This window comes from Lacticaseibacillus styriensis (genome assembly GCF_030770295.1).
GTDB classification, from domain to species: domain Bacteria; phylum Bacillota; class Bacilli; order Lactobacillales; family Lactobacillaceae; genus Lacticaseibacillus; species Lacticaseibacillus casei.
Genome location: NZ_CP132483.1, coordinates 1,605,848 through 1,629,094, shown reverse-complemented (window position 1 = coordinate 1,629,094; position 23,247 = coordinate 1,605,848). Strand labels below are relative to the sequence as shown.

At 47.9% G+C, this 23,247-nt stretch carries 27 protein-coding genes; 22 read left to right on the top strand and 5 right to left on the bottom strand.

Translation table 11 applies throughout. From position 1 onward, the window contains the following. Positions 1 to 37: 37 nt before the first annotated feature. Positions 38 to 352, bottom strand: a complete 315-nt coding sequence (locus tag LACSTY_RS07820; RefSeq protein ID WP_010488042.1) for a hypothetical protein — start codon at positions 350 to 352, stop codon at positions 38 to 40. Between the two features lie 440 nt (positions 353 to 792). After that, positions 793 to 984, bottom strand: a complete 192-nt coding sequence (locus LACSTY_RS07815) for a hypothetical protein (protein WP_010488043.1) — start codon at positions 982 to 984, stop codon at positions 793 to 795. A 231-nt stretch (positions 985 to 1,215) separates the two neighbouring features. Here LACSTY_RS07815 and LACSTY_RS07810 point away from each other — a divergent pair, with 231 nt between their 5' ends. From LACSTY_RS07810 to LACSTY_RS07755, 12 genes are all read left to right on the top strand, one after another. Further along, positions 1,216 to 1,557, top strand: a complete 342-nt coding sequence (locus LACSTY_RS07810; RefSeq protein WP_049169472.1) for a putative DNA-binding protein — start codon at positions 1,216 to 1,218, stop codon at positions 1,555 to 1,557. Positions 1,558 to 1,569: 12 nt separating this feature from the next. Next, on the top strand, positions 1,570 to 3,006 hold the full coding sequence (ffh, locus tag LACSTY_RS07805) for a signal recognition particle protein (RefSeq protein ID WP_010488046.1): 1,437 nt from the start codon (positions 1,570 to 1,572) through the stop codon (positions 3,004 to 3,006). Between the two features lie 95 nt (positions 3,007 to 3,101). Beyond that, complete coding sequence (gene rpsP / locus LACSTY_RS07800) at positions 3,102 to 3,377, top strand: 30S ribosomal protein S16 (RefSeq protein WP_003564756.1); 276 nt, start codon at positions 3,102 to 3,104, stop codon at positions 3,375 to 3,377. A gap of 12 nt (positions 3,378 to 3,389) precedes the next feature. After that, a complete protein-coding gene (locus LACSTY_RS07795) occupies positions 3,390 to 3,644 on the top strand; it encodes a KH domain-containing protein (protein WP_049169471.1) in 255 nt (84 codons plus the stop codon). A gap of 69 nt (positions 3,645 to 3,713) precedes the next feature. Continuing rightward, on the top strand, positions 3,714 to 4,232 hold the full coding sequence (gene rimM, locus LACSTY_RS07790; RefSeq protein WP_025012453.1) for a ribosome maturation factor RimM: 519 nt from the start codon (positions 3,714 to 3,716) through the stop codon (positions 4,230 to 4,232). After that, positions 4,222 to 5,016, top strand: coding sequence for a tRNA (guanosine(37)-N1)-methyltransferase TrmD (gene trmD, locus LACSTY_RS07785; RefSeq protein ID WP_087912237.1), 795 nt, complete (start codon positions 4,222 to 4,224; stop codon positions 5,014 to 5,016). Before rimM ends, trmD begins: the two co-directional genes overlap by 11 nt. Before the next feature lie 192 nt (positions 5,017 to 5,208). Next, a complete protein-coding gene (gene rplS, locus LACSTY_RS07780; RefSeq protein ID WP_010488055.1) occupies positions 5,209 to 5,556 on the top strand; it encodes a 50S ribosomal protein L19 in 348 nt (115 codons plus the stop codon). A 314-nt stretch (positions 5,557 to 5,870) separates the two neighbouring features. Then, positions 5,871 to 6,047, top strand: coding sequence for a hypothetical protein (locus LACSTY_RS07775; protein ID WP_010488057.1), 177 nt, complete (start codon positions 5,871 to 5,873; stop codon positions 6,045 to 6,047). Between the two features lie 31 nt (positions 6,048 to 6,078). Next, positions 6,079 to 6,324, top strand: coding sequence for a DUF896 domain-containing protein (locus LACSTY_RS07770; RefSeq protein WP_049169468.1), 246 nt, complete (start codon positions 6,079 to 6,081; stop codon positions 6,322 to 6,324). A gap of 60 nt (positions 6,325 to 6,384) precedes the next feature. Next, the gene (locus tag LACSTY_RS07765) at positions 6,385 to 6,606 is read left to right on the top strand and encodes a YneF family protein (RefSeq protein ID WP_010488061.1); all 222 of its coding nucleotides are present in this window, start codon (positions 6,385 to 6,387) and stop codon (positions 6,604 to 6,606) included. A gap of 190 nt (positions 6,607 to 6,796) precedes the next feature. After that, positions 6,797 to 8,554, top strand: a complete 1,758-nt coding sequence (locus LACSTY_RS07760; RefSeq protein WP_087912235.1) for an ABC transporter ATP-binding protein — start codon at positions 6,797 to 6,799, stop codon at positions 8,552 to 8,554. Next, positions 8,544 to 10,352, top strand: coding sequence for an ABC transporter ATP-binding protein (locus LACSTY_RS07755; RefSeq protein WP_087912234.1), 1,809 nt, complete (start codon positions 8,544 to 8,546; stop codon positions 10,350 to 10,352). Before LACSTY_RS07760 ends, LACSTY_RS07755 begins: the two co-directional genes overlap by 11 nt. An 81-nt stretch (positions 10,353 to 10,433) precedes the next feature. Here LACSTY_RS07755 and LACSTY_RS07750 read toward each other — a convergent pair whose 3' ends face one another. From LACSTY_RS07750 to LACSTY_RS07740, 3 genes are all read right to left on the bottom strand, one after another. Then, on the bottom strand, positions 10,434 to 11,216 hold the full coding sequence (locus LACSTY_RS07750) for a DUF1003 domain-containing protein (RefSeq protein ID WP_087912233.1): 783 nt from the start codon (positions 11,214 to 11,216) through the stop codon (positions 10,434 to 10,436). Between the two features lie 38 nt (positions 11,217 to 11,254). After that, positions 11,255 to 12,649 carry an amino acid permease gene (locus tag LACSTY_RS07745; protein ID WP_087912232.1) on the bottom strand — a complete coding sequence of 465 codons (1,395 nt, stop codon included), beginning with the start codon at positions 12,647 to 12,649 and terminating at the stop codon, positions 11,255 to 11,257. Positions 12,650 to 12,834: 185 nt separating this feature from the next. Further along, positions 12,835 to 13,485, bottom strand: coding sequence for a lysophospholipid acyltransferase family protein (locus tag LACSTY_RS07740; RefSeq protein ID WP_049169464.1), 651 nt, complete (start codon positions 13,483 to 13,485; stop codon positions 12,835 to 12,837). A gap of 82 nt (positions 13,486 to 13,567) precedes the next feature. Here LACSTY_RS07740 and LACSTY_RS07735 point away from each other — a divergent pair, with 82 nt between their 5' ends. From LACSTY_RS07735 to LACSTY_RS07690, 10 genes are all read left to right on the top strand, one after another. Further along, complete coding sequence (locus LACSTY_RS07735; protein WP_087912231.1) at positions 13,568 to 14,302, top strand: tRNA1(Val) (adenine(37)-N6)-methyltransferase; 735 nt, start codon at positions 13,568 to 13,570, stop codon at positions 14,300 to 14,302. Further along, the gene (locus LACSTY_RS07730; protein ID WP_087912230.1) at positions 14,292 to 14,558 is read left to right on the top strand and encodes a GIY-YIG nuclease family protein; all 267 of its coding nucleotides are present in this window, start codon (positions 14,292 to 14,294) and stop codon (positions 14,556 to 14,558) included. The genes LACSTY_RS07735 and LACSTY_RS07730 overlap by 11 nt, the downstream gene beginning before the upstream one ends. Before the next feature lie 155 nt (positions 14,559 to 14,713). Then, entirely contained in the window at positions 14,714 to 15,502 is a 789-nt protein-coding gene (rpsB, locus tag LACSTY_RS07725; protein WP_010488078.1) for a 30S ribosomal protein S2, read from the top strand. An 84-nt stretch (positions 15,503 to 15,586) separates the two neighbouring features. Then, positions 15,587 to 16,468 carry a translation elongation factor Ts gene (tsf, locus tag LACSTY_RS07720; RefSeq protein ID WP_087912229.1) on the top strand — a complete coding sequence of 294 codons (882 nt, stop codon included), beginning with the start codon at positions 15,587 to 15,589 and terminating at the stop codon, positions 16,466 to 16,468. A 224-nt stretch (positions 16,469 to 16,692) separates the two neighbouring features. Further along, positions 16,693 to 17,412: a UMP kinase gene (gene pyrH, locus LACSTY_RS07715; protein WP_010488080.1), complete on the top strand. Its 720-nt coding sequence runs from the start codon at positions 16,693 to 16,695 to the stop codon at positions 17,410 to 17,412. After that, entirely contained in the window at positions 17,412 to 17,969 is a 558-nt protein-coding gene (frr, locus tag LACSTY_RS07710; RefSeq protein WP_010488081.1) for a ribosome recycling factor, read from the top strand. Before pyrH ends, frr begins: the two co-directional genes overlap by 1 nt. Before the next feature lie 688 nt (positions 17,970 to 18,657). Continuing rightward, complete coding sequence (gene uppS, locus LACSTY_RS07705) at positions 18,658 to 19,410, top strand: undecaprenyl pyrophosphate synthase (RefSeq protein ID WP_087912228.1); 753 nt, start codon at positions 18,658 to 18,660, stop codon at positions 19,408 to 19,410. A gap of 35 nt (positions 19,411 to 19,445) precedes the next feature. Beyond that, positions 19,446 to 20,234, top strand: a complete 789-nt coding sequence (locus tag LACSTY_RS07700; protein WP_306390906.1) for a phosphatidate cytidylyltransferase — start codon at positions 19,446 to 19,448, stop codon at positions 20,232 to 20,234. A 16-nt stretch (positions 20,235 to 20,250) separates the two neighbouring features. Further along, positions 20,251 to 21,492 (top strand): RIP metalloprotease RseP, encoded by a 1,242-nt coding sequence (gene rseP, locus LACSTY_RS07695; RefSeq protein ID WP_087912227.1) that lies wholly within the window; start codon positions 20,251 to 20,253, stop codon positions 21,490 to 21,492. A 23-nt stretch (positions 21,493 to 21,515) separates the two neighbouring features. After that, a complete protein-coding gene (locus tag LACSTY_RS07690; RefSeq protein ID WP_087912226.1) occupies positions 21,516 to 23,246 on the top strand; it encodes a proline--tRNA ligase in 1,731 nt (576 codons plus the stop codon). The last annotated feature ends 1 nt before the right edge of the window (position 23,247 follow it).

Sequence of the window (23,247 nt, the reverse complement as noted above, 5' to 3'; positions counted from 1 at the left end):
ACGCTTTTTACGTGCGTCAATCCAGCGCGTTGATGATTTAGGCTGTCTGGACTTTCTTTTCCCGGCCAAAGATGACTTGCAAGATAACCAAGACAAGGTAGCCGATTAGCAGGTAAGTGAACCAAGCGGATGGTTGGACTTTACTTGCAAACCAGTATTGTTGCCATGCTGTATTGCTCATGATCCATGCAAATAGCCAGCCTAAAAGACCGAAAATGGTGTTGATAATAGCAAAGAACCATAAATTGCCGTTTTCATGGTTGCTCAGGTAAACACATGAGAAAACCAAACTCCACAATCCCCAAGCAGCAAGGACAGCAAACACGGCCCAGTAAATAAAGGTTGCGACCATATTCTTCCCTCCAATTTTTCACATGTTCAGTGTACCACGAAATGAGGCAAAACCGGAAATGTGAATCCGCTTTCGTCGATCCATCCTGTTTTGTCTAGGTCATAATTCACAACGGCAGTATGGTTCTTTGTTTTCCCAAGAATAATTCGGCAGAGTGTCGAGATGTTAGTGCCAAGGCGGAGCAATCATAGGCCAGATGGGGCTCAGCTGTGGAAACAACACAGCGACCGAGCTTTGTCGCTGATGTTGTTAGGCGACTTTGAGACAGCGGTTTTCTGGCTCAAAGCGCCGTCACAGCGTTCCAGCCCCATCTGGCCGGAGATTGCGGAGTTTGGCGCGGCCTAGAGCCTATTGCCTGAGACTTTTCGTTATCGTTCGGAAGTCACTAAACTGTGAATGCTTTTTCAGAATTATGCTCATCCCCGAATGCAGCTTCCTAACTACACAAGCTGGACATATTCTTTAATCAACGTCACTTTGTCTTGGTCGCTACGATGATACACCAGCTCTTGCGCTAGTGCGATCGCCAGAAAGTGATAGTCGTTCTCATCAAGCAGATGGATGGTAGCGTCAACTAAATCATCGGTAGTTTTAAAACCAGCTGCTGTCATTTTTAGATCCGTTTTTGGCATGTGAAATCCAGTCCTTTCTAAATGACGATGAGGTGGTTGTAACCGATTACATTTTAAGTGCTTAATGACCGTTCGTCTAGCTTGTCGTCTTTTTTAAACCGTAAGATGCGCCAACTATTTGCCACTGCTAATTGACCATTTCCGGCGATACCGGTATCCTTATACAAGGACCATGTTCAAGCGGCCGGAGAACCGATATACCGGCAATCATGGGATTAAGGGAATGACATGATGGAAATCGAAAAAAATTATCGCATGAACTCATTGTTTGAGTTTTATGGCCCGTTATTAACGGATAAACAACATGCGTATTTGGCTTTGTATTACGGCGATGATTATTCGCTGGGCGAAATTGCGACTGAATTCAACGTGTCGCGCCAGGCGGTTTACGACAATATTCGCCGAACCGAAGCCAGTCTGGAAGAATATGAAAAGAAGCTGCATCTTTTTGCCAATTACCAAGCGCAAAATGAGGCGGTGGATGCGCTGGTGGGCTATGTCCGCACCCATTACCCGGACGACAAGGTTTTGAGCACATTATTAGAACGAGTCGCGGATCAAACCGCGAAATAGCAGGGGGATACTATGGCATTTGAAGGATTATCGGAACGGTTACAAAAAGCCTTTAGCGGATTACGGCGAAAAGGTAAGGTCAGTGAAAGCGACGTTCGCGAGGCCATGCGGGAAATTCGGCTGGCGTTGCTGGAAGCCGATGTCAATTTTGATGTGGTTAAGACGTTCATCAAAAACGTCCGCACTAAAGCAGTTGGTACAGAAGTACTCGAAAGCCTGACCCCCGCCCAACAAATCATTAAGATTGTCAACGACGAGTTAGTCAAAACCATGGGCGAGGCAGCGGTGCCGCTGAACAAGGCGCCGCATATTCCAACCGTCATTATGATGGCTGGGTTGCAAGGGGCCGGGAAAACCACAACGGTCGGCAAGCTAGCCAAATATTTGATGGACAACGAGAAGGCGCGGCCTTTGCTGATCGCGGCCGACGTTTATCGCCCTGCAGCGATTGATCAGCTGCAAACCATTGGCAAGCAGCTGAATGTGCCAGTCTTTGAGATGGGCACCGATACCGATCCGGTTGAAATTGTGCGGCAAGGCTTGGCCACCGCCAAAGAAAACAAAAACGATTACGTCCTCATCGATACCGCTGGCCGCTTGCAGATTGATGAAAAGCTCATGAACGAGCTTAAGAACATCAAAGCACTTGCGCATCCGAATGACATTTTGCTGGTCGTTGATGCCATGACCGGTCAAGCGGCGGTTGATGTTGCCAAAGGCTTCAATGAACAGCTGGATATTACCGGAGTTGTTTTGACGAAGTTGGATGGCGATACCCGTGGCGGGGCGGCACTGTCTATTCGCGCCGTCACCGGCAAACCGATCAAGTTCATCGGGCAAGGCGAAAAGATGGATGCCTTGGATGTCTTTTATCCGGACCGGATGGCCAACCGGATTCTTGGCATGGGCGACATGTTGACGCTGATTGACAAAGCCCAAAAGAACTATGATGAAAAGCAAGCGCAAGAAGTCGCTGAGAAGATCCGTGAGAATTCGTTTGATTTTAACGATTTTCTCGATCAGATGGACCAAATTAGCAAAATGGGGCCGCTTGAGGACATCATGAAGATGATTCCCGGGATGGCGAATAATAAGGCGCTGGCAAATGTCAAAATGGATCCTAAGGACATTGCCCACATGAAGGCCATTGTTTATTCGATGACCCCGCAAGAACGGGAAAATCCGGATTTGCTGAATCCGAGTCGGCGGCGGCGGATCGCCGGTGGTTCAGGCCGGCCGGTTGTTGAAGTCAATCGCATGATTAAACAGTTCAATCAAAGTAAACAAATGATGAACCAGATGAGTAAAGGCAATATGAAGGGCCTTGACGGACTCATGGGTGGCGGTGTTTCCGGCAAGCTAGGAAAAATGGCGATGAACTCAATGGTCCGCAAGCAAAAGCGCAACAAGAAGAAGCGGCTTAAAAAGGCCAAGCGATTCCATTCATAAGCCGAACAATTTTCCGTGTAAAGAAAAAAGGCTTTACAGCTTAAATTTTTTTTGCTATGCTATCAAGGTTGATAAATGAGCAGGAGGTGGACTTAGTGGCAGTTAAAATTCGTTTAAAGCGGATGGGTTCAAAGCGTAAGCCTTTCTACCGGATCGTTGTAGCAGACTCACGCTCGCCGCGTGACGGTCGTTTCATCGAAGCCGTGGGCTATTACAACCCGTTGACTAATCCAGTCGATTTAAAGTTAAATGAAGAAGATATTTTGAATTGGCTTCAAAAAGGCGCACAACCTTCAGATACTGTACGTAACTTGCTTGGCAGCAAGGGTATCATGCAGAAGTATCATGAAGCGCGCTTTGCTAAGAAATAAGGGCGGTCTTGAATGGTGGATATCGGTAGTTTGATCAAAGCCATTGTTACCCCGCTGGTTACCAAACCAGAAGCCGTAAAGGTGACGGCACATGAAACAGGCGAGTATATGGCCTTTGATCTGGCTGTTGCACCTGAAGATGTCGGCCGCGTGATCGGCAAACAGGGCCGGGTTGCCCAGGCAATCCGAACCATTGTATACAGTGTTAAAAGCCCGTACAATAAGCGGGTGCGGCTCAATATTTTGGATGCGCCGCATACAAAATAAAAAGGCTGGCGCATACCGCGTCGGTCTTTTTATTTTGACATGACTGGTGGAGACATAAGGAGGAAATGTATGCCCGAGTATTATGATATTGGTACGATTGTGAATACCCATGGCATCCGCGGTGAGGTTCGCGTACTTGTGACGACAGATTTTCCGGAACAGCGGTTTCAGGTGGGGAAGACGGTCTATGTTGCGACTTCGCCCAAAACGGCGCTGACGATTCAATCAGTTCGCGAACATAAAGGCCTCACGATGCTGACGTTTAAAGGCTATACGGATATTAACCAGGTTTTACCGTTCAAAGGAAAAAAAATGCAGGTCACGGATGCTGCCTTACAGCCGCTTGAAGCCGGTAGCTATTATTATAAAGATATTATCGGCTTGACGGTGATTGATGAGCATGGTCAGACACTCGGCAAAGTCAGTGAGATTCTCAGCCCCGGTCCTAATGATGTCTGGGTAATTCCCCGCGCCGGTAAAAGTGAGATTTTGTTGCCGTTTTTAAAGTCTGTGGTACAGTCGATTGATCTGGAACGCAAGGAAGCGCACGTCATCGTGCCGGAAGGGTTGATTGACGATGCAGATTGATGTTTTAAGCTTGTTTCCAAATATGTTTGAGCCATTGCGCGAAAGCATGATCGGGAAGGCGCTTGAACGCCACCTGCTTAACTTTGATGTGGTTGATTATCGCAGTTATAGCCATGACAAACACCATCACGTAGATGACACGCCTTATGGTGGCGGTGCTGGCATGTTGCTCAAGCCGGAACCGCTGTTTGAGGCCATGGATGGGGTCAATCAACGCCATCCGGGGCCTAAGCGGGTTATTTTGATGGATCCGGCAGGCAAAAAGTTCGACCAGCAAGCCGCCCGGGAACTCTCGCAAGAAAGCCACCTGGTCTTCATTTGTGGGCATTACGAAGGTTATGATGAACGGATTCGGACACTTGTCACCGATGAATATTCACTTGGCGACTATGTCCTAACCGGCGGCGAGCTGCCGGCAATGGTCATGATTGATGCCATTGTCCGGCTTTTGCCAGGTGTTTTGGGTAATGACGAAAGTGCCCACACCGACAGTTTTGAAAATGGCCTGCTCGAGTATCCGCAATACACCCGTCCGCCTGAATATCGCGGTATGAAGGTGCCTGAAGTCCTCCAAAATGGCAACCATCAGCTGATTGCCCGCTGGCGGTTGAAGGAAAGTCTGCGTCGAACCTTTCTGCGGCGGCCGGATTTGCTTGAGCGGGTCGAACTTGATGATGCTGCCAAAAAACTGTTACGCGAGGTTAAAACAGAAGAGGCTACTAAAGCAGCAGAAAGACGGTTAAATGCAAGCACCCGGAACGCAGAAGATTCGGAGCAAAATTAGGCCCGAAATGCTACGAGGTTTTTGGATTAGGCAGTCTGGTTGTTTAGAAACATAGTGGCTGCCAATCTTGTAAAGAATTTTCTCTTTACACGCATCACCGGACATGCTAAACTTATTGATTGTGATACGTCACATATCAACGGCATTCCGCTGTTCGGGATGATTATGAATGTCGGCAAAGGAGAAAGACCAATGAACCCATTGATTCAAGAAATTACCAAGAAACAGTTACGCGACGATATTCCTGACTTCCGTGCAGGTGATAACGTCCGCGTCCACGCCAAGATCGTTGAAGGCGAACGTGAACGTATTCAGCTCTTTGAAGGCGTTGTAATCAAACGTCGCGGTGTTGGCATTTCCGCTACCTACACTGTTCGTAAAATCTCAAACGGTGTCGGTGTGGAACGGACATTCCCATTACACTCCCCACGGGTCGAAAAGATTGAAGTCACCCGTCACGGCCAGGTTCGTCGGGCAAAACTCTACTACCTACGCGCACTCCGCGGCAAAGCAGCACGTATCCGCGAAAAGCGTCGTTAATCTTGGAAAAGGCCGGAAACGGTCTTTTTTTGTTTTGAGCGTGAACCGGCGCGTTTAGAAGTCGGAGTGTAAGTGGCCTTGGGCGTAATGGCCGGGCTTTGGCCATTGCGACCAAGGTCCTTACACGCAGACTTCTGCGCCGGTGAACGCGTTATGGGAGTTGACGGGGGATCCCAGTCCAAAAGCCAGACTAGTACAAGAACCACAAAAGGTCCTTACACGCAGATTTCTGCGACTGCGAGCGCGTTATGGGAGTTAACGGGGATTCCAGCTCACGCCACCACCGCGCCACGACAGACTCGAGGTGAAGGCTCATGAACGATCAGTTGATTTATGTTGTCTACTACGCGGACCGCTTGGCGCCTATCGAGTTGCTCAAAGCCTTCTCTTCTCGGCGCCGTGCCGCAGAATATGTTGCGATGTTACAAAATGCGCCGTATCCTGATCATGAAGCCGCAAATTATCACTACCACGCGGTTCAACTAAATTAAGTGATGATATTAAAACTTAGGGGGCAACATGATGGCACAACAACCAAAAGAACGACTGGATCGGATCAATGAATTAGCCAAGAAAGATCGCAGCGTAGGGTTGACACCTGAGGAAAAAATCGAACGTCAACAGCTGCGTGAAGCTTATTTAAAAGATTTTCGTGCCGGTTTACGCGATCAAATCGAGCACACCCAGGTTTTTGACAAAAAAGGACAAGAAATCACCAGCAAAAAAGTCCAAAAAATCCAACGCGAACATGGCTGGCGGAAAGATTAGTCTTTTCAACAACAAAGCGCTTTAGTACAATGAGAAATGAAACTTGAAGGAGGCCGCACATTGCTAATCACAATACTTGTGGGGATCATTGCGTTACTGGTCGGCTTAGCAGGCGGATTCTTCGGCGCACGGGCATATATGAAAAAGTATTTTCAAGATAATCCGCCTGTGAACGAAGACATGCTGCGCACCATGATGATGCAAATGGGGCAAAAGCCATCTGCTAAGAAACTGAACCAAATGATGGCGCAAATGAAACAAGCCCAACGTAATGCTAAGTAATTGCTAAGAAAACGCGATGACAGAGATGCTTTCTGTCGTCGCGTTTTCGCGTCCTAACGATGTTTGTGCTATCATGAGAGAATATTCATAACTAACGGCGCTTATGAGAAAACATAAGTCATTTATTTCATAAAACAAGCAGCTTGATTCTGAACGCGCGAATTAGGTTGGCGATTTAAGGAGCATGGTTGTGGGAATTTTTAGAAAATTAGGGTGGTATTTTAAACAAGAGTGGCGGCGTTACCTGTTAGGCGTGACCTTTTTACTATTAGTAGCCTTGGTTAATTTGATTCCGCCAAAGGTCATCGGCGATCTAGTTGACGCGATGAGTAAATCACGGCTGACAGGCAATTATCTTGCCCTTATGCTGGGGCTGCTGCTGTTCTCCGGAATTGCGCAATATCTCTTCCGTTATGGATGGCGTAATGCAATCTGGGGCGGGGCCGCAAAGTTGGAGCGCACGTTGCGGACCCGTTTATTTTGGCATTTTATGAAAATGGACGCGACTTTTTATCAAAAACATCGCACCGGGGATTTGATGGCACATGCTACCAATGATTTAAACGCGGTGCAAAACGTGGCTGGTGCCGGAATTTTGACCTTATTTGATTCGTTCATTACGGGAGGCACGACCATTATCGCGATGATTTTGGTCGTTGATTGGCGACTGACGATTGTGGCTATTTTGCCGATGCCTCTGCTGGCCGTGATGGCGCGTAAGTTAGGCACCAGACTGCATGCGGCGTTTTCCGAGTCGCAGGCGGCATTTTCGCGGTTGAATGATAAAACGCAGGAAAGTGTCAGCGGTATCAAAGTGATCAAGACATTCGGCCAGGAAGCGGAGGATACGGCCGACTTTAACCGGATTGTCGATCGAACCGTGCAGATTAATCGCCGGGTTAATTTTATTGATGCGTTGTTTGATCCGACGACCAGTTTGATTATGGGGCTTACCTATGTGATTACGATCATTTATGGCGGCTGGCAAGTGGTGCACGGGCAAATTTCAATTGGCCAGTTAGTTTCATTTGTGACTTATGTTTCGGCGTTAGTCTGGCCTATGTTTGCGATTGGCCGACTGTTTAACATTCTTGAACGTGGGAATGCCAGTTATGATCGGGTCAACGAACTGCTTCAGGAACGCTCGACAATTCTCGAAGCCAAAGACGCGATTACCACGCCGGCGCATGGTAATATCCGGTATCAGATCAACAAGTTTAGTTATCCCAACGATCAGCAGGTGGCCTTGAGTCGGGTCCATTTTACTTTGTTGGAAGGCAACACGCTCGGGATTGTCGGGAAGGTCGGCGCCGGCAAGAGTACGATTTTCAAACTTCTGTTGCGTGAATTCGATAATTACGATGGGTTCATTGAATTCGGCGGTCATAACATCAAGGATTATTCGCTGGATGCCTTGCTTGATTCGATCGGCTATGTCCCGCAGGATAATTTTCTGTTTTCAACCACGGTCGCGGACAACATTCGCTTCTCTGCCTTTGAAAAGGGCCAGCAGGACGTGGAAAATGCTGCCAGGGAAAGTGCGGTGCATGATGATATCAGAAAATTCACGGCGGGTTATGAAACGTTAGTCGGCGAAAAAGGCGTCAGTTTATCTGGCGGACAGAAACAACGCTTGGCCATCGCTCGGGCGGTCATCAATGCGCCTGAATTGTTGATCCTGGATGATGCCTTGTCAGCAGTGGATGCGAAAACCGAAGAAGAAATTCTGACCAACATGAAACGTGATCGCGCGCATAAAACAACGATCATTGCGGCTCATCGCTTGAGCTCAGTGATGCATGCCGATGAAATTATTGTTTTGGAAAACGGCCAGGTCATTGAGCGTGGTACACATGCCCAATTGTTGGCCAAACATGGTTGGTATGCCGAAATGTGGGCAAAGCAGGAAATGGAAGCAGCGGAGGAAGGTGACGTACGTGGCAAGTAAAGGTTACGAAAGTGCATGGTCTAAAAGTATCCCGGTGCGACAACAGATTAAGATTATGCGTCGACTCATGGGCTTTACCCGACCATACAAACGTCAATTCATCGGTGCGATTGTTGCTGCGGCGTTATTGGCAGGTATGAACGTCTTACTGCCAAAGATCCTGCAGATTTTTATGGATCGGTATTTGGCGAATCAAAGCGCGACCGTCAAAATTCTCCTATTGTTTGCGGTCTTATACGCATTTGGCACCTTCGTAAAAGCCGTCTTTCAGTTCTTCCAGACCTTTTTATTCAACATGGGCGCTGAACGGGGACTTGAAGATGCGCGGCGACAGTTGTTTGCTAAACTGCATACACTTGGCATGCGTTATTTTGATCAGACGCCGGCTGGTTCGATTGTCTCGCGCGTCACGAATGATACCATGACTTTCTCTGATTTCTGGAACGTTATTTTGGCGGTCATCGTCGGCTTGTTCTCGGTTATCAGTAGCTTTACCATCATGTTTGCGGCTAATCCTAAAATTGCGTTGTTGGTGGCTGCGTTCTTACCCATTTTGTTAGTGGTTGTCTGGTATTACAGCACGTACAGCTCCAAAGTTTATCGGCACATGCGCGAAAAGCTTTCCGAGTTGAATACCCAGCTGAATGAATCGATTGAAGGTATCAGCATTATTCAGCAGTTTCGCCAGGAAAACCGGATTAGCCGTGAGTTTGAAGCGACGAATCAGGAATACCTTGACGCTCGAAAGGCCATGATTCGCGTGAACTCCTTGCTGCTGTCGTCTGTGATCAATCTGTTATATTCGTTCGCATTGATTGCAGTCTTGTGGACGTTCGGGCTGATTTCCATGCATAGTTATGTTGAAGCTGGTTTGGTGTATGCGTTCACCACGTATACTGCTAACTTCTTCAACCCGATGGTCAACATGATGGATAATCTGTCGTTTCTACAAGACGGTGTGGTAGCTGGTAGCCGAATTTTCCGGATTTTGGATAGCAAAGAGTACGCGCCCGCCCAGCACCCTGACGCGCATGCGGTGATTCAGCAAGGCAAAATTGAATTCCGCCATGTTAGTTTTGCCTATGATGGCAAGCACGATATTTTGCATGATATCAGTTTTGTTGCCAACCCTGGGGAGACGGTGGCATTAGTTGGTCATACCGGTTCGGGTAAAAGTTCGATTATCAATGTCATGATGCGCTTTTACGAGTTTGGCAAAGGGCAGATTTTGATTGATGATGTCGACATTCGTGATTACCCGATGGAAGAATTGCGGAAGAAGCTTGGTTTGGTGCTGCAGGATTCCTTCATGTTTTATGGGGATATCAGTAGCAATATTCGCTTGTTCAATGATCAGATTACGGATCAGCAGGTTCAGCAAGCGGCTGAATTCGTTCAGGCGGATCGCTTCATCAACAAATTACCGGATCACTATCATGCCAAGGTTATTGAAGGCGGAAGCGAGTTTTCCAGCGGCGAACGGCAGCTCATTTCATTCGCCCGCACGGTTGTGACGAATCCCAAGATTCTCGTCTTGGATGAGGCAACTGCCAATATCGACACAGAAACCGAGTCAGTGATTCAGGAGGGCTTGCGGCGTATTCGACAGGGACGGACGACGATCGCCATTGCCCATCGTCTTTCGACTATTCAGGATGCCAACCTTATTTTGGTACTGAATGCCGGGCGAATTGTCGAACGTGGGACGCATGAATCCTTATTGGCTAAACATGGTCGCTATTATGAAATGTATCATCTGCAAGTCGGTGACAGTGGCGCTGAATCCACTAACAAATGATGGTATCCGAAAATTTGGTGTAAAAAAGAACATCCGCTGTTTGGTAAGTGGGCATCACATGCCACGCCAAATAGGGATGTTTTATTTTTTCGATTTTTCCTCGTGCACGACCTTGTCGGTTTCATCCTGACTGGCTTTAAGTAGTTCAAGCTGTTGGCGGGTTTCCGTCAACTGGTTGACCATTTCGCCCATAACCTCAACTGTCAGGCGCTGACTTTCAAATAAATTCGGGTTGTCGTCGGCAATAATGTGGTCCAGTTTGGAATGAAGTAAGCGAATCTCTTCTTCCGACTTAAGATTAACATGATAGTCATTCTTGGCTTCAAGTCGATCATACTCAGCCGCGCGGTTCTGGCTCATCATAATGAGCGGTGCCTGCAACGCTGCTACCATACTCAAAAAGAGGTTTAATAAAATGAACGGGAACGGATCAAACTTATGGCCAAAGATGCCCACCGTGTTGAGAATCATCCAAACCACCATGAAGCCGGAGAAGAGGATGATAAACGGCCATGAGCCGGCATACTTGGCAACCGCGTCAGCAATTCGTTCGCCGAATGTGTTCGTTGCTTCCATGTTGTCGTAAACATCGGTCAGTTGAAAATCATCCTTGACCAATGCCTGCGACATTTTACGGTTGATCTTTTCATGGGCCCGTTCATCTTGGCGTTGTTGGCGTCGCATCCGTTCAAGCCGATAATTTAATAAATGCGAATTGCAGATGAAACTATTCTTAGTGGCCTTGGGATAATCGTTTTTGATAATGTTGACGAGTTTGGTTTCCAGATCACTTAAGAAAAGCCCATCACTGATGGCATATACTTGACCATCAACAAGGCAGGTTGCTGTTTGTTTATTGACCAATATTATTTTCCTCTCTTAAGTAAATATGATGTTGATTGTTACCTGATTTTTGCTTCGGAAACGTGCCCGTGTCTGATGCCATAGCTGAAATAAATGACCAAGCCAAACGCAAACCACGCGAGACTCATAAGCCAGGTTTCAACACTTAATTGGGTCATGAGCAACAGGCAAAAGAGAAACGACACGATTGGCGTCACTGGGTAACCGGGAACGTGAAAGCCATCATTAGTGATGGCTTTATGTCGACGTAACGGGATGATGCCGATGGACACAAACGCGAATGCAATCAGCGTGCCGATGTTAACAAGGTTGACCAGCTGGTTTAGCGGCACCAGCCCGCCCATGATCGCGATAATCGCAACCACTGTCCAGAGGGCATTTTCCGGTAGATGTCCGCTAATATGACCGAACCAACGGGGAAGCAAGCCATCACGGCCAATAGCATAAATCAATCGGGATGAGCTGTAAATCATCGTGACCATCATGGTGAACATCCCTGCCAGTGCACCAACCGAAATGAAACCGCCAAGACCGCGTAAATGAACCGCACCGAGCGCAAACGCAACTGGATCAGCAACGTCCAGTTTGGTAAATGGCACCATTCCTGTCAAAACAATGGCGACTAAAACATATAGGACTGTGGCGATGATCAAGGTACCGATAATCCCACGAGGCAAGGTGTGTTGAGGTTGCTTTACTTCAGGAGCTGACGCCGACACTGCGTCAAAGCCAAGGTAAGCAAAGAAAACCATGGCAGCCCCGGCGAGAACGCCTTTGGCACCAAATGGCAGGTAAGGATGCCAATTCGCCGGCTGAACGTAAAAGAAACCGACGATCACGAAAATAAGAATGATAAGCAATTTAACTAAAACCATGAGTCGATTGATCGCCATCGAAGACTGCATGCCACGCGAAAGCATAATGCCGATTAACAAAACAACAAGGACGGCAATCAGGTTGACATAAGTACCGTGGCTAGGCGAGAACGGTCCGGCAATCGCTGCAGGCAGATGAATATGAAAACCCGTTAGCAAACTGGCAAAGTAGGCAGAAAAGCTAGTCGAAACCGCAGCAACTGCCAACATGTATTCAAGAATGAGTGCCCAGCCAATGATCCAGCCAAAAACCTGCCCGAAAACAATATTGCCATACGCATAAGCCGAACCCGCCACCGGCAGTGCCGAAGCAAATTCCGCATAACACATGGCAGCCAATGAACACACAACCGCCGCCAAAATGAACGCTATCGTGATTGCCGGGCCACTCGTTGTAGCGGCAACGGTACCAGGCAAAATAAAAATCCCAGTACCGATAACGGCACCAATGCCTAATGCAATCAAATCTCGCGTCGTTAAGCTTCGTGTCAGTAAATCATCAGCTTTAAGTGCGGCCGCCAAGTCTGGCTTACGGGTCATTCTTTTCCAAAGATTCATAAGGATACTTGTCCTTTCTATTCTGCGCCGGGGAGCGCGTTATGAAGAAGTGAGCGTGAGCCAACTCCTGTATCGGCGAACGCGTTGAGGGGGCTGAACGTTCACTGGGTACTACACCCAAAAGCACATAACATCAAACGGTTCAACACAAGCCCATCCAACGAAAAAGGTTCGACAAGCGAACCTCAAACGTCACCATGTTCTTTTTCTTCCAGATATTTCTTCTTATCAGGAATGTACTTATAATCCGGATTGATCGCGTGATCCAACGCCGCAAACTTTTCTTGCAACTGATCGCTAAAGGTTGCGAGCGCTTCGTCAGTCAGCCGACCTTTTGGAGGCTCAACCGGTGATCCGAAACGGACAATTGCAGGTTTGCGTTTAAACAATGACCAAAAAGTTCCCGGGCCTTGATAGACAGCCGGTACAATCGGCGCTTTTGCCAACTTGGCAATCAGAATCGCCCCGCCTTTCATATCCGCGGAGTAACGCGAGCCGGTAGGGAAAATCATTAGCGCCTTATTTTCCTGCTTTAAAGCACGGACCGGAACCTTGATGGCACTGGGGCCGGGATGCGCACGATCAACCGGGAAAGCCCCAACTTTAACAAGTAACCAGCGCAACAGGGGATTTTTAAACAATTCGCTTTTTGCCATAAATGAAAAATGGTGCGGCCAAGAGGCAAGTGCGAGGAAAACCGGGTCGAGCCAGGAGCGGTGAGGCGCAACCAGGACAAATGGCCCGTCAGGCAATTGTTGCTTATCCTGAGCCTTAACGTGTCCATTGATGAGCCAGAGTAAACCGGCTACGACATAACGCAGAAAACTATAAAACATGGCTTATTCTTCCTTCATGGTTAAACTTTTGTGGTAAATTATACCATTGTAAACCAGCTTTCGGAGGAAAAAGGTGTTGGAGATGTCATTACTGCCAGATGAACGGGTCGACGTGCTGGCCAGTCGCAACATTAAAATTATACAAAGTGCTACGGTTTTTTCGTTTTCATTAGATGCAGTTTTACTGGCCAATTTCGCCCAAATCAAGCGGCACAGCCGAGTAGTTGATTTAGCAGCCGGCAATGGTGCTGTCGGGCTTTTTTTGGCGCGCGAAACAGATGGCCAGGTGACCATGGTGGAATTACAACCACGGTTGGCAGATATGGCGCGTCGTAGTGTCGAATTGAATCATCTGACAAACGTTGATGTGCATGCTGGTGATTTAGCACAGACAACTCAGGTGGTCGCAAAGGATTCAGTTGACGTTGTGACGTGTAATCCTCCCTATTTTAAGGTGAGTGACCAAAGTATCACCAACCCGAATGATCATCTTGCTTTAGCGCGACATGAATTAACCACTGACTTCGCTACGGTGGCAAAAGTCAGCGCCGATTTATTGAAGTATCAAGGCAAAGCCTATTTTGTTCACCGTCCGGAACGCCTTGCAGAATTGCTGGCAACTTTAACCGCGGCCGGTTTGGCGCCTAAGCAGTTGCAATTCATTCATCCGCGCGAGGATCGGGAGGCAAACATGGTTTTGATTGCAGCCATCAAAGCCGGACGACCGGATGGCTTGCGAATCATGCCGCCACTGATTGTGCATGAGGCAGATGGCAGCTATACGCCAGTCGTCAGGAGGTTGTTGCATGGTGAGTAAGTATTATTACTTTTACGTACTCTTATGCGCCGATGGAACCTTCTATGGCGGCTTTACTGATGATGTTGAAGCGCGATTAGCCACGCACAATGCCGGTAAGGGTGCGAAGTATACGGCATCGCGGCGACCGGTTCGGTTGTTGTACCAGGAAGCATTTCCCGAAAAGCACGAAGCACTCTCGGCGGAATGGCACTTTAAACATCAAAATCGGCGCAAAAAAGAGCAATTTTTAACCGCGCATCATGTCAAGTGGTAGGGCTTGTCAAAGTCGTGAAAAGTCTGTATACTTTATCGAGTGCGGTATGCACAAACCACATTGACTGACTGATCGTGAGTGGGGTGCTTCCTTTGAAGTCCACCTGCGAGCTGACGTTGTCAAGAGGAATAAAACCATAATGGAGGAACAAACACATGGCAGTATTAAGCATGAAACAGCTTCTTGAAGCTGGTGTACATTTCGGGCATCAAACCCGTCGTTGGAATCCTAAGATGAAGCCGTATATCTTTACGGAAAGAAACGGTATCTACATCATCGATCTGCAAAAGACCGTTAAGATGATTGACGATGCTTATAATTTCGTGAAGGAAGAAGCCCAAAACGGCGGCGTCTTCTTGTTCGTTGGAACAAAAAAGCAGGCACAAGATGCTATTGCTGAAGAAGCAACCCGCGCTGGTCAATACTACGTTAATCACCGTTGGCTCGGTGGTACGCTGACCAACTGGAACACGATTCAAACCCGGATCAAGCGGCTTAAAGACATCAAGAAGATGGCTACAGATGGCACTTTTGATGTCCTTCCTAAGAAAGAAGTTTCACTTCTGAAGAAGCAACAAGAAAAGCTTGAAAAATTCCTTGGCGGCATCGAAGACATGCCACGGATTCCGGATGTGCTGTTCATTGTTGACCCACGCAAGGAAAAGATTGCGGTTCAGGAAGCACAAAAGCTGAACATTCCGATCGTTGCGATGGTTGATACAAACACCGATCCTGATGATATTGATGTCATCATTCCTTCTAACGATGACGCGATTCGTGCCGTTCGTCTGATTACTTCCAAGATGGCTGATGCAATCATTGAAGGCAACCAGGGTGAAGACCAAGGCGACGACCAGGACCAGCAGCCAGCTGCCGATAAGAAGGCTGACTCCATGGAAGATATCGTGGAAGCCGTTGAAGGCGACAACAAGAGCGCTAATTAATTAATTAAACATTAAGCTGTCTGAGGGTTTCGCATACTGCAAGATCTGCAGGCAGCTTTTTTACAATCAAGGAGGATCAGATCCATGGCTCAAATTACTGCTGCACAAGTTAAAGAATTACGTGACCGCACCCAGGTTGGGATGATGGATGCCAAGAAGGCGTTGGTCGCAGCTGACGGCGATATGGACAAGGCGATTGATGTCTTGCGCGAAAAAGGTTTGGCAAAAGCGGCTAAAAAGAGCGGCAACATTGCAGCTGAAGGTTTGGCAGAAATTGCCATTAACGGTAACACCGCTGCGATTGTTGAAGTGAACTCGGAAACCGACTTTGTGGCTTCGAATGATCAGTTTAAGGACTATGTCAACAAGGTAGCAGCGGCGATTGCTGCTAACAAGCCGGCTGATCTTGACGCTGCCAAGGCGACCAAGATGAGTGATGGTCAGACAATCGATGAAGGTGCTATTGCCTTGACCGCGGTTATTGGCGAAAAGATCAGTTTGCGGCGTTTCCAGGTCGTTACCAAGACAGATAATGAACATTTTGGTGCCTACTTGCATAACGGTGGCCAAATTGCCGCTTTGACGGTTCTGGATGGTGCCGATGACGACACTGCCAAAGATGTCGCAATGCATGTTGCTGCGATCAATCCTGAATATCTAGATCGCAGCAAGGTGCCAACTGATGAATTGAAGCATCAGACAGATATTTTCACTGAAGAGACCAAGAACGAAGGCAAGCCAGAAAAGATTGTCCCTCGTATCGTTGAAGGCCGAGTTAACAAGTGGTTGAGCGAGATTTCACTGGTTGACCAGGAATTTGTTAAGGATCCGGACCAAACCGTTGCCAAGTACGTTGCTGCTAAGGGCGGCACCGTCAAGGGTTACGTTCGTTATGAAGTCGGCGAAGGTATTGAAAAGAAACAAGAAAACTTTGCTGATGAGGTCATGGACCAAATCAAGGGTTAATGACCCAACAAAAGGGGACTGTCGATGAGGCAGGGCCCCTTTTCTATGGCAAAATGAAGGCGCCACGTTTTGGACAAAGGAAAGTTGGATGTCAGCGGGCGTCATGAATTTTCGGCCATCCAGTTGAAGAGCTGGTAAAACAGGCAGTTGTCTGCAGCTTCTTGCCGCAGAAATGCTGTGACTATGGTAAAATAGTGCCAGCAACCAACGGAGGGATAAGATACATGGTCAAATATAATCGGATCGTTTTAAAAATCAGCGGAGAAGCGCTGGCAGGAGAGGCTGGTTTTGGGATTAAGCCACCCGTCATTGCAACGATCGCTGAACAAATCAAGCAGGTGCATGAACTGGGTGTGCAAATCGCCATTGTTTGTGGCGGCGGTAATATCTGGCGCGGTGAAACCGGTGCCGAGATGGGCATGGAACGCGCGCAAGCCGATTACATGGGCATGTTAGCCACCGTCATGAATGCACTGGCTTTGCAGGATAATCTGGAAAGCCAAGGTGTCCCGACTCGGGTACAAACGTCGATCGAGATGCGGCAGATTGCGGAACCTTACATTCGACGCAAGGCCATTCGCCATTTAGAAAAGGGCCGTGTGGTGATCTTCGCTGGCGGTACCGGCAACCCGTACTTCAGCACAGACACAACGGCAGCGTTACGTGCTGCAGAAATCGGTGCTGATGTCATTTTGATGGCGAAGAACAACGTCGATGGCGTATACTCCGCTGATCCTAATAAAGATACCCACGCCGTGAAGTACGAAAGTCTCACACACATGGACATCATCAATAAGGATCTGAAGGTCATGGACTCAACCGCCAGCACGTTGTCAATGGACAATGACATCGACTTAGTTGTCTTTAACTTGAATGAGCCCGGTAATATCAAACGGGTTGTGGAAGGCCAAAAGATCGGCACCACAATCGAAGGGAGAAGCTAATGGCAAATCAAATTATCGAACAGGCAAAAACCAATATGGGCAAAACCGAAGAATCATTGCAGCGCGAACTAGGTAATATTCGCGCAGGTCGCGCCAACGCCAGTTTACTTAATCAGATTACGGTGGAATATTATGGTGCGCCTACCCCGCTGAACCAGATGGCAGCTATCACTGTTCCTGAAGCGCGGGTCTTACAAATCAGCCCTTATGACAAATCTGCGCTGAAAAACATTGAAACGGCCATTAATGCCAGTGATTTGGGCATTAATCCGGCTAACGATGGCGACGTGATTCGTCTGGTGATTCCGCAACTCACAGGCGAGCGCCGGAAGGAAATTGCTAAAGAAGTCGGTAAATTTTCCGAAAATGCCAAAATTGCAGTGCGCAATATCCGGCGTGAAGGACTTGACAAGCTGAAACGTCAGGAAAAAGACGGGGATATCACCGAAGATGAATTGCATCGGCTTGAAAAAGACATGCAAAAAGTCACGGATGAAGCAACCAAGCGCATTGACGACATTGCCGCAGCTAAGGAAAAAGAAATTACCGAAGTTTGAGATCACTGAAGCTTAATGGTTGTGGGCAAACCTCAGAGGAAATCTGGGGTTTTTGTTTTTTGGTGGTGCGTGAGTGCGCGGGCGTCTGTGTGTAAGAGCTTTGGGGGCGATTGCACAAAGCTTTTCACTTCAACTGCCGGTGTTGAGTGAAGTACTGTTAGCCGATGCTGCATGGAAACGCGCTCCCCAGCGCAGAAGCTTGCGTGTAAGGACCTTGACCGCAATGGCCAAAGCTTCTACCTCTGGTGTGTGAGGAGGATTCGCCGATGCTGCACGGAAACGCGCTCACTGGCCCAGAAATCTGCGTGTAAGGACCTTGGTCGCAATGGCACAAAACTTTTCACTTTCAACTGCCGGTGTTGAGTGAAGCACTGTTAGCCGATGCTGCATGGAAACGCGCTCCCTAGCGCAGAAGCTTGCGTGTAAGGACCTTGACCGCAATGGCCAAAGCTTCTACCTCTGGTGTGTGAGGAAGATTTGCCGATGCTGCATGGAAACGCGCTCACTGGCCCAGAAATCTGCGTGTAAGGACCTTGGTCGCAATGGCCAAAGCCCGGCCATCACGCCCAAGGCCACTTACACTCCGATTTCTACCCGGGCCAGTTCGCGCTCTTGCCTTTTTTCTGCTACAATCGTTTAAGACATTTGGTGCTTGAGGGTACCATGGACGTTGTGAGGAGGCGCCAGTTTGGCCACAGCCAAGGGTTCTAAAGTAAAGCTTGATCTTTCACGCATTCCTGCGCATATTGCGATTATTATGGACGGTAATGGCCGCTGGGCGAAGCGGCGTTTTTTGCCGCGGGTTGCCGGGCATAAGCAGGGCATGCAAAATGTTAAAACCATTACCAAAGCGGCGAGTCGCCTTGGCGTTAAGGTTTTGACTTTGTATGCTTTTTCAACCGAAAATTGGAAGCGGCCAGGTTCTGAGGTCAATTACTTAATGCGCTTGCCAGTCGACTTTTTTAATGACTTCATGCCTGATTTAATTAAGGAAAATGTTAAAGTTGAAGTTATGGGTGAGTTGGCTGACTTGCCTGAGCCGACACGTCAAGCGAGTGAAAAGGCAATGGCTGATACGGCTAATAATACCGGGATGATTCTCAACTTTGCTTTGAATTATGGCGGTCGTGATGAACTGGTTCACGCCGCCCAAAAGTTGGCTAAACAGGTTCAGGAAGGTACGCTCAAACCAGAGGAAATTGATGATTCCCATTTTTCCTCCGCTTTGATGACAGGATTTCTGGGCCCGTTGGCTGATCCGGACCTGCTGATTCGGACCAGTGGCGAGTTGCGGATTTCTAACTTTTTACTGTGGCAGATTGCATACAGTGAACTGGTTTTTGTGGATGATTATTGGCCGGACTTCTCACCGGCTGCCCTTGAGTCGGCGATCGCAGCTTATCAAGCGCGGGATCGCCGCTTTGGCGGTTTGAAAAAATAATCAATTAATGAAATGGTGATGGAGGATTTATTATCATGAAACAACGGGTCATAACGGCGGTCGTTGCCTTAGCGATTTTTATTCCGATTTTAATCCTGGGCGGCGGTTGGATCGATACAGCCGGGGCGGTTTTGGCATTGATCGCTTTATCAGAAGTCTATATTATGCGGAAGCGGATTATTCTTTCGCCGGATTTCCTGATTGCGGCGCTTGGTGTCTTGGTCGTGGTTTTGCCAAATAGCTTTTTCCGCTGGCTGCCTGCCTTTTTGGGCCGTATCGATTTGATTTATGTTGCGGTTGCCTTGTTGCTATTTTTAACGGTCACGACCAAAAATCGGACAACCTTCGATGATATCGGCGTCTCGGTGCTTTCGTTCTTTTACATTGGAACCGGTTTTCATTATCTGATCAGCGTGCGGAATGATGCAGGTTTGGATACGTTGATGTTTGCGCTGTTAATCGTCTGGCTTACCGATACCGGTGCTTATATGATCGGCCGTAAGTTGGGCCGTCACAAACTATGGCCGGCGATTAGCCCCAACAAAACGATTGAAGGCAGCATCGGCGGCATTGTTCTGGCGTTGATTACCTCTGCTATTTACTTAATGTTTTTACCGCAATACTATACATTCTGGCCGATGATGGGCATTGCGCTGTGTTTATCCGTTATCGGGCAAATCGGGGATTTGATTGAATCTGCGTTGAAACGGTTTTATGGCGTTAAGGATTCCGGGAAAATTTTACCGGGACACGGCGGCATCTTGGATCGATTCGACAGTCTACTGCTGGTATTGCCAATGTTGCATCTCTTTGGCATTGTCTAACCTTTAAGGAGCACATATGACCACAATCATTGCTTTTATTGTTATCTTCTGCATTCTTGTGGTGGTTCACGAGTTTGGCCATTTCTACTTTGCAAAACGCAGCGGTATTCTGGTGCGTGAATTTTCGATTGGCATGGGTCCAAAGCTTTGGGCGTCACATAAGAATAATACGACCTACACATTGCGCCTGTTGCCACTGGGCGGTTATGTGCGTATGGCAGGCTGGCAGGATGATGAAGATGATATCAAACCAGGCACGATGCTGAGCTTGATTTTGAACGATGCCGGTAAAGTTGTCCGCATTAATGCCAGTGACAAAACAACATTAGAAGGCGGCATGCCGGTTCAGGTCAGTCGCGTCGATTTGGTCAAGGACCTTGTCATCGAAGGTTATCCGAATGGTGATGAAGAGACCTTGCAAAGTTGGCAGGTTGATCATGACGCCACTATCATCGAAGAAGATGGCACAGAAGTCCAGATTGCGCCGGAAGACGTGCAATTTCAAAATGCACCGGTTTGGCGGCGGCTCTTGGTCAATTTTGCCGGACCGATGAATAACTTTATTCTCGCTATTTTGACGTTCATTATTTATGGTCTGATTTTTGGCGTGCAGATTTTGAATACTAATCAGGTTGGAACCGTTCTTCCCGACTACCCGGCTGCCCAAGCAGGACTTAAATCGAATGCTAGGGTTGAATCCATCGATGGTAAGAAGATTCATTCATTTACGGATCTTTCGAATCAGGTCAGCAAACATGCCGGCAAATCAGTCATGTTTACTGTCAAGCAGGATGGCAAAACACAAAATATTGCGATTAAACCGGATAAGAAAGGTAAGATTGGCGTGATGGTGCCCGTTGAGAAGTCACCGGCGCGCGCCTTTACTTATGGGTTTACCCAAACATGGGATCTAGCTGTTCGTACCTGGGACGTCTTGAAGTCAATGGTCACTGGCGGTTTTTCACTTAATAAGCTCGCCGGGCCGGTTGGCATTTATACCATGACCAGCCAAAGTGCTAAAGGCGGGCTTGCCGGCTTGTTGTTTTTCATGGGTTACCTAAGCCTTGGTTTGGGCATTTCCAACCTATTGCCGATTCCGGTCTTGGACGGCGGGAAAATTCTATTAAACCTGATCGAAATCATTCGGCGCAAACCACTCAAACCGGAAACTGAAGGTGTGGTCACGATGATCGGTCTGGGTTTGATGGTCTTGTTGATGCTCGCCGTCACGATTAATGACATTATGCGTTACTTTTAAATAAACTAGCTTTGGAGGCTGACATGAAACAATCACGGATGTTTATTCCCACAGAAAAAGAAGTACCGAGTTCAGCGGAAGCAAAATCACATAAAATGATGTTGCGTTCTGGCTTTGTTCGCCAAGTTCAAGCTGGTGTTTACGCTTATTTGCCGCTCGCTGAACGCGTCCTAACTCGCATTGAAGCTATCATTGACGATGAAATGACGAAGATTGATGCGGTTAAGATGAAGATGCCGGTCTTGTTGCCAGCCGAACTCTGGGAAGAATCCGGACGTTATGAAACTTATGGACCGAACCTGTTTAAGTTGAAAAATCGCCAGGATCGTAAAATGATTCTGGGGCCGACCCATGAAGAAACCTTCACGGACTTGGTTCGCAATGAACTAAAATCGTACAAGCGCATGCCGCTGGTTCTTTATCAAATTCAGGATAAGTTTCGTGATGAAGATCGTCCACGCTACGGCGTCTTACGCGGTCGTGAATTTATTATGAAAGATGCCTATTCGTTTACCAGCAATGATCAGGATCTGGATACGATTTATCGCCAGATGGAGCATGCTTACACCAATATCTTTGATCGCTTAGGGCTGCGCTACCGCACCATTATCGGTGATGGTGGGGCCATGGGCGGTAAGGATTCCAAGGAGTTCTCCGCGATTGCGCCCATCGGTGAAGATACTATCGTCTATTCGGATAGTTCCGACTATGCTGCCAATTTGGAAATGGCCACCAGCATGGCGCTACCTAAGCAAGGCGTAGAAGCTCAGGCGGAATTAAAACCGGTTGATACCAAAGATGCCAAAACCATTGCGGAAGTTGCCGCATTATTGAAGGTACCAGAACAAAAGCTGATTAAGGCCGTTTTGTTTATGGCTGATGGCGCGCCAGTCCTGGCTTTGGTGCGTGGTGATTATGAAGTGAACGACACCAAGCTAAAGAACATTTTAGGTGCAGACTTTCTTGAAATGGCAACCCCTGAACAGGTTGAGACGGTCATGCATGCCGAAGTTGGCAATATCGGTCCCGTTAACGTCGACAAAGACGTGCGGATTATTGCCGATAACAGTTTAAGCGGCTTGACGAACTTGGTGGCAGGTGCTAATAAGGCGCACACCCATTTTCTAAATGTTAACTTTGATCGCGATGTCACGCCGGAAAGCTTTGCTGATATCCGATTTGTCAAGGAAGGCGAAGTCTCGCCGGATGGGCAGGGCGTGCTTAAGTTTACCCGTGGGATCGAAATCGGCCATATCTTTAAGTTGGGCACACGTTACTCAGAAACCATGGGTGCCAATTTTCTCGACGAAAATGGCCGCAGCCAACCCATCATCATGGGTTCATATGGGATCGGTGTTTCGCGCTTGCTTTCAGCGATTGCCGAACAGCAAGCTGACGATCATGGCTTGATTTGGCCAACGACGATCGCACCATTTGACATTCACTTAATTCCGGTTAATCTAAAGCGCGAGGAACAAAAGACGCTGACAGCTTCAATCGAAAGTATGCTTGAAGAGGCTGGTTACAGTGTTTTGGTTGATGACCGTAATGAGCGACCGGGGGTTAAATTCGCTGATTCTGACTTGATCGGGGTACCATTACGCGTAACAGTCGGGAAAAAAGCGGTCGACGAGATTGTTGAACTAAAGTTGCGTAAAACCGGCGAGACCATTGAAGTCAAGAAGGAAGAGCTGATCAGTTCGATCAAAATCCTCATGGCCCAGCTGCATAAACAAGAACAAGCAAAAGCATAAT